Annotated in this window: 9 protein-coding genes; 7 read left to right on the top strand and 2 right to left on the bottom strand. The window is 68.8% G+C overall.

What is annotated here, in order from left to right; genetic code table 11:
* Positions 1-18: 18 nt before the first annotated feature.
* Positions 19-2,517 (bottom strand): trypsin-like serine protease, encoded by a 2,499-nt coding sequence (locus ACRDSQ_RS31335; RefSeq protein WP_431426108.1) that lies wholly within the window; start codon positions 2,515-2,517, stop codon positions 19-21.
* A gap of 169 nt (positions 2,518-2,686) precedes the next feature.
* On the opposite strand from ACRDSQ_RS31335, the gene ACRDSQ_RS31330 reads away from it, so the two are divergent.
* Genes ACRDSQ_RS31330 through ACRDSQ_RS31320 form a run of 3 tightly spaced genes read left to right on the top strand, consistent with a single transcriptional unit; the run spans position 2,687 to position 4,957 of the window.
* Positions 2,687-3,505 (top strand): helix-turn-helix domain-containing GNAT family N-acetyltransferase, encoded by an 819-nt coding sequence (locus ACRDSQ_RS31330; RefSeq protein ID WP_431426106.1) that lies wholly within the window; start codon positions 2,687-2,689, stop codon positions 3,503-3,505.
* Complete coding sequence (locus ACRDSQ_RS31325; protein ID WP_431426104.1) at positions 3,505-3,921, top strand: very short patch repair endonuclease; 417 nt, start codon at positions 3,505-3,507, stop codon at positions 3,919-3,921. Before ACRDSQ_RS31330 ends, ACRDSQ_RS31325 begins: the two co-directional genes overlap by 1 nt.
* A 4-nt stretch (positions 3,922-3,925) precedes the next feature.
* Positions 3,926-4,957 carry a DNA cytosine methyltransferase gene (locus tag ACRDSQ_RS31320; RefSeq protein ID WP_431426102.1) on the top strand — a complete coding sequence of 344 codons (1,032 nt, stop codon included), beginning with the start codon at positions 3,926-3,928 and terminating at the stop codon, positions 4,955-4,957.
* Between the two features lie 78 nt (positions 4,958-5,035).
* On the opposite strand, the gene ACRDSQ_RS31315 is transcribed toward ACRDSQ_RS31320, so the two are convergent.
* The gene (locus tag ACRDSQ_RS31315; protein ID WP_431426100.1) at positions 5,036-5,692 is read right to left on the bottom strand and encodes a maleylpyruvate isomerase family mycothiol-dependent enzyme; all 657 of its coding nucleotides are present in this window, start codon (positions 5,690-5,692) and stop codon (positions 5,036-5,038) included.
* 65 nt (positions 5,693-5,757) lie between these two features.
* On the opposite strand from ACRDSQ_RS31315, the gene ACRDSQ_RS31310 reads away from it, so the two are divergent.
* From ACRDSQ_RS31310 to ACRDSQ_RS31295, 4 genes are all read left to right on the top strand, one after another.
* Entirely contained in the window at positions 5,758-6,213 is a 456-nt protein-coding gene (locus ACRDSQ_RS31310) for a MarR family winged helix-turn-helix transcriptional regulator (RefSeq protein WP_431426099.1), read from the top strand.
* A 50-nt stretch (positions 6,214-6,263) separates the two neighbouring features.
* Entirely contained in the window at positions 6,264-6,818 is a 555-nt protein-coding gene (locus ACRDSQ_RS31305; RefSeq protein ID WP_431426098.1) for a PadR family transcriptional regulator, read from the top strand.
* Entirely contained in the window at positions 6,815-8,830 is a 2,016-nt protein-coding gene (locus ACRDSQ_RS31300; RefSeq protein ID WP_431426097.1) for an FAD-dependent oxidoreductase, read from the top strand. Before ACRDSQ_RS31305 ends, ACRDSQ_RS31300 begins: the two co-directional genes overlap by 4 nt.
* Positions 8,831-9,048: 218 nt before the next feature.
* Positions 9,049-9,384, top strand: coding sequence for a hypothetical protein (locus tag ACRDSQ_RS31295; protein ID WP_431426096.1), 336 nt, complete (start codon positions 9,049-9,051; stop codon positions 9,382-9,384).
* Positions 9,385-9,402 lie beyond the last annotated feature (18 nt).

The following is a 9,402-nucleotide window of genomic DNA, read 5'->3' as shown; positions in this document are numbered from 1 at the left end:
GGTGGAGATTAACCGAGTTCAGAGCCGGCCGGCGCTGTTCCCGGTGTAGCTGAACGAAGTGACCGTCAGGGAGTAGGTCGCCGAGCCGGTCTTGCCGTCCGCCGACCGCGCCGTGATGGTGATCGGGTGCGTGCCCATCGGGGTCTGGAAGTTCGTGAAGACCCAGATCAGGCTGCGCCCGCCCTGCGCCACGGTGGCCGGGTTGAAGTACACCTGGGCGCCCGCGGGGACACCGGAGGCGGTGAACGTCAGGTTGCCCGTGCCGCCGAGCGCGGAGGCGTAGAACTCGCTGATGCCACCCTGGTACTGCGAACCCGAGGACGGCGACAGGGTCACTGTCACGCCACCCGGGGTCGTGGTGCTCTCGACCTTGAGCGACACCGTGGTCGTCGCGGTCTTGCCCGAGGAGTTGGTGCCGGTGACGGTCACCGTGTAGGTGCCGACCGGCGCGCTGCTCGTGGCTGAGAGGGTCAGCGTCGAGGACGAGCCGGTCTGCACCGAGGACGGCGAGAACGACGCGGTCACACCGCTGGGCTGGCCGGAGGCGGTCAGGTTGATCGTCTCCGCGCCGCCGGAACCGGCGGTCGTGCTGATCGTGCTGGTGGTGTTCGCACCCTGCTTGACGATGACCGAGCTCGGCGAGGCGCCGAGCGAGAAGGGTGTCGTGCTGCCGTTGACGGTCAGCGACAGCGCCGCCGTCGCGGTCTTGCCCGCGGCGTTGGTGGCGGTGACGGTGATCGTGTGCGTGCCCGCCGGGGTCGACGACGCGGTCTGCACGACCACCTTGGAACCTTCGCCCGCCGCGACCTTGGTGGGCTGGAACGTCACGGTCGTGCCCGAGGGCTGGCCGGACGCCGACAAGGTGAGTTCCTCGGCGCCGCCGCTGCCCGCGGTGGTGGTCAGGCCGGTCGAAGCGCCGCCACCGGGGTTGACGCTGACGCTCGACGGGTTGAGCGCCACAGCGTGGTCACCGGGGGTGCCGCCCTTGATGGTCACCGAGAGGGTGGCCGTCGCGGTCTTGCCGCCGGCGTTGGTGGCGTTCAGGTCGACCGGGTAGGTGCCCGGAGCGGCCGACGAGGTGGTCTCGATGATGACCTTGGCGCCTTCGCCGGTCTGCACGGTCGACGGGGAGAACGACACGGTGACGCCGGATGGGGCGCCCTTCGCGGTCAGGTTGACCTCTTCGGGGCCGTTGGTGCCCGCCACGGTCGACAGGCCGACCGCGGTGCCTTCACCCGGGTTGACCGCGACGCTGGTCGGGTCGACCGAGACCTTGAAGTCGCCGGTCGGCGTGCCACCGTCGGTGACGGTCAGCGAGACCGTCGTGGTGATGGCCTTGCCCGCGGCGTTCGTGGCGGTCACCGTCACCGTGGAGGTGCCGTTGGCCGCCGTGGCCGCGGCGTCGAAGGTGACCTTGGCGGTGCCGCCCGCGGTGACGTCGGTCGGCTGGAAGACAGCCTGGACGCCCGACGGGAGGCCGGTCGCGGCCAGCTTCAGGCTCTCGGCGCCGCCGCTGCCCGCGACGGTGTTGACGGTCGCGGAGGCGTAGGAACCCGCCTTGACCGACACGGTCGACGGAGTGACCGAGACCGTGGGTTCCGTCGGCGTGACGGGGCCGACCTCGGTCTTGACCCAGTCGCCCATCTCGTTGTTGAGGCGGGCGTAGACGTTCCACCAGTCCCAGGTGCTCTTGCCCCACGACGCGAGGCCGTAGATCTTGCCGTCGACGAGCAGCGGGCCGCCGCTGTCGCCGGGCAGCACGGTCACGGGACGGCCGGTGCTGGTGCCCGCGCAGATCATGGTGGCGTTGTTGAAGTTGCCGACGCTGCCACTGCCGCTGCACTCGTTGTTGACGCCGCCCTGGACGATCGGCAGTTCGGCCTTGTCGAGCGTGACGTCCTTGGTGTCGTCGTTGACGTCCTTCTTGCCGTAGCCGAAGCCGAGACCCTTGCGGCCGACCAGGTTCACGTCCTTGTCCGCCGAGGTGGCGAACTTGGCGAAGGTTCCGTTCAGCGGGGTGATGTCACGGTCCAGGGTGACCACCGCGACGTCGAATCCCTGATCGAAGCTGACGTACTTCGGGTGCTTCTTGTAGGTGACGGCCTTGGCGAACTGGAAGCCGGTGCCCGCGCCGCCCTTGTACTCCTTGAGGTCGTTCAGGCCGTAGACGAAGCTCTTCTCGCCTTGCGCGTCCGCGCAGTGCGCGGCGATGAGGATCTTGCGCGGCGCGACGAGCTCGCCGGTGCAGGTCTGGCCCTCCGGCCGCACACCGCCGGCTCGGATGCCCGCGATGATCGGCGCGTACTCGCTCACCGTGGCGTCCGTTCCGCCGATGAACATCGCGCCCGCGTCCGAGCCCGGGGCGGGGTTGCCCACGGAACTGCCTTCGAACGTCGAGGCCCAGGCCGTCTCGGCCGCTGTCGACTCGGCCGCGTTCGCGATCGAGGTTCCCAGCGGGACCAGCACCGCGGCGGCGGCCAAGGCCATTACGCCCCAGGACCGTGCTGTTGGTTTCACGATTGTTCCTTTCGGATCTGGCGAACGCTCGTCTCAGGGCAGGGATGACGGCGGTTCGCTGCTCGCCACTTTCGAGTGACGCCAGGTGAGGAACAATCAGGGGCGGTATCCGTAGGGGTACGGAACTTAATGATCAGCGCAACCATTGACGGTCATCTATGATGTAGGTATGGCCGGACTTGATGACACGAGCGCGGAGACTTTCGCGCACTGGTTCGCATGCCTCGCCGATCCGACGCGGGTGAAGGTCCTCCACGCGGTCGCGGCGAGCCCTATGCCCGTCACCGTCGGCGCGCTCGCCGTGGATGTGGGCATCAGCCAGCCGACGTGCTCACACCACATCCGCAAGCTGGCCGACGTCGGCTTCGTGCTCCTGCGCCGCGAGGGCACCCAGACCTTCGTCTCCGTCAACGACGCGTGCTGCGTCGGACTGCCGCACGCCGCCGAGGTCGTCATGGGCGCACTGGCGGCGCCGAATGGGCCCATGGGCATTCCGGACGATGTCACGGTTCGCGCGATGCAGGATGACGATTGGCCGGTCGTGCGGCGCATCTTCGGTGAGGGGATAGCGACCGGGATGGCGACTTTCGAGAGCAAAGTGCCGTCCCGCGAGTCCCTCGACCGGAAATGGCTCAAGGAGCACCGCTGGATGGCCGAACTCGACGGCGAGGCGGTCGGCTGGGCGGCGCTGGCGCCGGTGTCGAGCCGGGCCGCGTACGCCGGGGTCGCGGAGAATTCTGTGTATGTGACGGAAGCCGCGCGCGGCCGCGGCATCGGCAAGGCGCTGATCGACCGGCAGGTGCGGGCCGCCGACGACGACGGGCTGTGGACGGTCCAGGCGGCGATCTTCCCGGAGAACAAGGGGAGCATCTCGCTGCACCGCTCGGCGGGCTTCCGGGTGGTCGGCGTGCGTGACCGCATCGCCCGCCTCGACGGCGCCTGGCGCGACACGGTCCTGATGGAACGGCGCAGCGCCACCTGCTGCTGATGGACACCACACCCGCGACCAGCGCGCGGATGAGCAGGCAGCGGGCCCGTGACACCCAGACCGAGCTGGCCCTGCGCCGGGCCCTGCGCGCGCTGGGTCTGCGCTACCGCGTCCACCGCCGCCCACTGCCGGGTGTGCGTCGGGAAGCCGATGTGGTGTTCACGCGGGCGCGGGTCGCGGTGTTCGTCGACGGCTGCTTCTGGCACGGCTGCCCCACCCACGCGACCTGGCCCCAGCGCAATGCGGAGTTCTGGCGCACCAAGATCGAGACCAACCGCACCCGCGACCGGTCCACTGACGAGGTCCTCGCGGCGGCGGGGTGGGTGGCCGTGCGGGTCTGGGAGCACGAGGACCCGCTGGTTGCCGCCGTGCGCGTGTCAGAGGCGGTCGTTCAAGGTTTGAGCCGGCTACGCTGAGCCGGTGCCGCACACCATGATCGACCTGTTCGCCGGTTGCGGCGGCATGACCGCCGGCTTTGTCGCGGCAGGCTTCACCCCGATCCTGGCGGTCGAACACAACCTGCACGCGGCGGCCACGTACGCGGCCAACTTCGGCGAGGACCACGTCCGCTGGGCCGACATCGCGACGGTCACCGACATCCCCCGGGCAGACGTGATCATCGGCGGCCCGCCGTGCCAGGGCTTCTCCAACCTGGGCGCGCGTGATGTCGAGGACCCGCGCAACAAGCTGTGGAAGGAATACCTCCGCTTCGTGCGCGCGGCCCGACCGCGGGCGTTCGTGATCGAGAACGTCGACCGGTTCCTGGCGTCCTCGGAGTTCGCGCTACTCCAAGCGGAGACGTCTGCCGGTGGATTGCTCGCCGACTACACCCTGACCTCCGGTGTGCTGCCGGCCGCCGACTTCGGTGTGCCGCAGCGGCGCAAGCGGGCGTTCGTCATCGGGTCCCGGATCGGCCCGATCCCGCTCCCGGTTCCGACTGGGGAGTGGCAGGGAGTGCGCACTGTGTTGTCGGGCCTTCCGGAGACACCCGCTTCGACTTCGTTGCCGAGTTCAACGGTGGAGTTCTTCGGGCAACGGATCCCCGGCCGCTTCAAGAGCATCGATCTGCACCTCGGCCGCAACCCGACCGCGCTGTCGTTGGAGCGCTACCGCGCGATCCCACCGGGCGGTGGCCGCTTCGACCTCCCCGACCACCTGCTCCCACGGTGCTGGCGGGAGAAGAAGACCGGCACCACCGACGTGATGGGCCGCATGCGCTGGGACGCCCCCTCATTGACGATCCGCACCGAGTTCTACAAACCGGAGAAGGGCCAGTACCTCCACCCCCAGTGGCACCGCCCCATCACCCACCTCGAAGCCGCCCGCCTCCAGACCTTCCCGGACACCTTCGAATGGTGCGGCTCCAAAATCGAGATAGCCCGCCAAATCGGCAACGCCGTCCCACCCCACCTGGCCACCGCCCTAGCCACCCACCTATCCCCCCACCTCTAATCCCCAGCCACCCGTTCCCAACCGCGAGTCGCACGTTCCAGACGGCGAGTTCAACGTTCCCGACGCCGAGTTCTCACTTCAGGACGCTGAGTTCTCTGTTCGGCCGAACGCCGTCCGCGCCAGTTCCGCCACCCCATCCCCGCCCAACCGCTCCAAAGCCACCGCCCGCCCCGTCAGCAACTGCAACATCGCCGACGTAGGCCCCTCCACCACGGGTCCCGCCCCAGCTGTCCACCCGGAGTCCGTCCCCACCAGCGCAAACCCGCCAAACCGCTTCCGCGCGTGGAACGGCCACCCGATCGACCAAGCCCGTTCCGCCCCCACTCGCGCCGCCGCCGGCGGGATCTCGATCTCCCTGCCCAGCGGCCGCGAGATGTCCTGCGTATGCGTCAGCACATCCAGGATCGTGGTGAGCGGCCCAGTCCCCGGCGGCGTCCGCCGCGATTCGGCCAGCGACCGCAGCAGGCCGACGATCTCACCGGTCGGCAGCTCCGCCTGTTCGATCGCCGTGTTCAGCACCAGCCGGTTGAAGTTTCCGCGGGCCTTCGCGAAGTCCCGCATCGACCGTCCGAGCGTGGTCTGCGGCGCCAGGGTCAGGTGCGCCGCGACATCGCGCACCCGCCAACCCGGGCACAGCGACGGGTGTTCCCAGTCATCCGGCGACAGTGTGTCGAGGAAGTCGGCCAGCCGCAGTCGGGCTGCCTCGATCTCGGCCCACACCTGTTCGGTTTCCACAATCGCCTCCGGATAAGCTAAGGTATCCTGAATATCAAGCTGCCTGAACAGTACGAGGAGGGTCGGTGGAAAGCAACGCTCCGGCGCAGTCGCCGCCGCCGCGCGGCCCTGAGCGGAACACCGCGGCCCTGCTCTACCAGGCCTACCTTCGGCTCGCTGAGGGCATCGACGCCCGTGCGCCCCGCGGGGACGAGCGGGCGCGGCCCGCGCACGCCGCCGTCTTCATCAACATGGAGCATGACGGCATCCGGCTGACCCGGCTCGCGGAGAAGGCCCGGATGACCCCGCAGGCCATGGGGGAGTTGGTCGACGGCCTGGAGAGCTGGGGTTATCTGCTTCGAGTCCCCGATCCGTCCGACCGCCGCGCGAAGCTGATCGTCTTCACCGACAAGGGGCATGAGGCGCTGCGGGCGGCGTTCGAAGCGGTTGAGGATGTCGAGGCCCGGCTGCGTGACCTGTTGGGCGCGAAGGACCTTGAACGGCTCCAGCAGGCACTCATCCAGGTGGCGGCCGACTTCTAGAGATATGCGTCTCGTTGCAATGCAACTCGTTGCATAGGTACTGTCGGCGCATGGCGTTGGAGCACGCGATCCTGGTTTCGCTCAGCGAGCGGCCGGGGTCCGGCTATGAGCTCACCCGGCGGTTCGACAAGTCCATCGGGTTCTTCTGGCGCGCCACCCACCAGCAGATCTACCGCGTCCTCAAGCGCATGGACGACGCGGGCTGGGTGCACGTCGAGCACGTCCCGCAGGACGGCAAGCCGGACAAGAAGGTCTACACGGTCAGCGCCGAGGGCGCGGCCGAGATCTCCCGGTGGCTTGCCGAGCCCGCTCAGCCGACGGAGTTGCGCGACGAACTCGCGATCAAACTCCGCGCGGCGCACGGCGATCCGGACGCGGTCGCCGCCGAGGTCGCGCGCCACCGCGCCCAGCACGCCGAGCGGCTCGCCCTCTACGAGGCCATGCAGCGGCGCGACTTCCCCGATCGGGATGCGCTGACCGGGCCCGCACTGCACCAGTTTTTGGTCCTGCGCGGCGGAATCGGCGCCGAGCGGGGATTCGTCGCGTGGTGCGACGAGGTTCTGACGGCCCTGCGCCGTGACGCGGAAAGAGGCGAGACGCGATGAGCGAGTACCCCACCCTGTTGTCCACTGTGGACCTCGGGTTCACCACGCTGCGCAACCGGGTCGTCATGGGCTCGATGCACACCGGCCTGGAGGACCGCGCCGCCGACGTCCCGAAGCTGGCCGCGTACTTCGCCGAGCGCGCCCGCGGGGGCGTCGGCCTCATCATCACCGGCGGCTACGCGCCCAACCGCACGGGCTGGCTCAAGCCGTTCGCCTCGAAGCTCACCACCGACGCCGAGGTGCGCAGGCACCGCGAGATCACCAAGGCGGTGCACGAAGAAGGCGGCAAGATCGCGCTGCAGATCCTGCACGCCGGCCGCTACGCCTACCACCCGTTCAGCGCGTCCGCGTCGGCCATCAAGGCCCCGATCAACCCGTTCCGCCCGCGCGCGCTGTCGGACCGCGGGGTGCGCGCGCAGATCCGTGACTTTGTCAACTGTGCCGTGCTGGCCAAGGAAGCGGGCTACGACGGGGTCGAGATCATGGGCTCCGAGGGCTACTTCATCAACCAGTTCCTGGCTCCCCGCACCAACAAGCGCACCGACCAGTGGGGCGGGTCGCCGGAGAACCGGCGCAGGCTCGCGGTCGAGATCGTCCGCCGCACCCGCCAAGCGGTCGGCACCGACTTCATCATCGTGTACCGGCTGTCGATGGCCGAGTTCGTCGAGGACGGCCAGACCTGGGACGAGATCGTCGCGCTGGGCAAGGAAGTCGAGGCCGCGGGCGCCACTATCATCAACACTGGCATCGGCTGGCACGAGGCTCGGGTGCCGACCATCGTGACTTCCGTGCCACGCGCGGCTTTCACCTCGGTGACCGCCCGGTTCAAGCCGCACGTGTCCATCCCCGTGGTGGCGACGAACCGCATCAACATGCCGCAGGTGGCTGAGGAGATCCTGGCCCGCGGCGACGCGGACCTCGTGTCGATGGCGCGGCCGATGCTCGCCGACCCCGACTGGGTGCGCAAGGCGGAGCAGGACCGCGCCGACGAGATCAACACGTGCATCGCGTGCAACCAGGCGTGCCTGGACCACGTCTTCAAGAACCAGAAGGCTTCGTGCATGGTCAACCCGCGGGCCGCGCGGGAGACGGAACTGGTGCTGCTGCCGACCCGCCGCGCCAAGCGCGTCGCCATCGTGGGCGCCGGTCCGGCCGGACTCTCGGCCGCGGTGACTGCCGGACAGCGCGGCCATGACGTCGACCTGTTCGAGGCCCGTTCGGCGATCGGTGGCCAGTTCGACATCGCCAGCCGCATCCCCGGCAAGGAAGAGTTCACCGAGACGATCCGGTACTACACAAGGCAACTCGAGGTCACCGGGGTCAAGGTGCACCTCGACAAGGCGGTCATCGCCCAAGAGCTGATCGACGGCGGCTACGACGAGATCGTCCTCGCGACCGGTGTCACGCCGCGGATGCCCGCCATCCCGGGCATAGACCACCAGAAGGTCCTGTCCTATGTGGACGTGGTTCGGCATGGCAAGCCGGTCGGCGAGAAGGTCGCGATCATCGGTGCGGGCGGCATCGGCGTGGACGTCAGCGAATTCCTCACGAACAGCGAGTCCCCGACCCTCGATCTGCCCGCCTGGCAGGCCGAGTGGGGCATCGACGACGAGGGCGCCCTGGCCAAGTCCAAGCCCGACCCGTCACCGCGTCAGGTGTTTCTGCTGCAGCGCAAGGAAGGTCGCATCGGCGCCGGGCTCGGCAAGACCACCGGCTGGGTCCACCGTGCGGCCTTGAAGGCCAAGCGCGTCGAGCAGATCCCCGGCGTCAACTACGAGCGCATCGACGACGAGGGCCTGCACATCACGTTCGGCAAGGACCGCGTGAAGCCGCGCACCCTCGCCGTGGACAGCGTGGTGATCTGCGCCGGCCAGGAATCCCACCGCGACCTGGTCGACACCCTGCGCGCGGCAGGTCAGTCCGTCCACCTCATCGGCGGCGCCGACGTGGCCGCCGAACTGGACGCCAAGCGCGCGATCGACCAGGGCACCCGCCTCGCCGCGCGGCTCTGACCAGCCGGATACAGCGAGGTTGCGTCCCGACCGGGTGATTGCGCCGAGGTGAGTGGCGGGCACGAATTCCGTCGGCCGCTCGAAGATCGAATATCACCGCTCGTCGACGAAAACCCGATATCGCACATGCTGGATCGTCGGGGTCAGGAAGATTGGTGGACAGGGCATTCGATTTGTCCTGTCCACCAATAGTCTGACCAGCAAGGAGAGCGGACTGCGTGACGATACAACCATTCCGTGGCGCCGAACCACGGAAACCCGAGGCGCACCGGGTGCTGCCGGATTCCGGCAAAGAGCTTGTGTCGCTGGATGAATTGCTTTCCCTGGCGGCCACCGCCGAACCCATCGACCGCGCTGACGGTGTCTGGCTGCGGTGGGTCCGGCAGATCGTCAGCGAAGGATGGGGGCCCACGCTGCGGGCGGCGTTCCTGATCACCGTGCCCGCGACCGCGGTGCTGGCCGTGGCGGGCCTGTTTCCCGCTGTGTGCACGACGATCGCTCTGATCGTGGGCCGCGAGGCCATTCGGATCGGCCGGGTGCCTCGAATCGCGTAAAGAGGAGACGGCAGGTTG

Source organism: Actinokineospora sp. (assembly GCF_050699995.1).
GTDB lineage: Bacteria > Actinomycetota > Actinomycetes > Mycobacteriales > Pseudonocardiaceae > Actinokineospora.
This window is presented reverse-complemented; position numbering and strand designations above follow the sequence as displayed.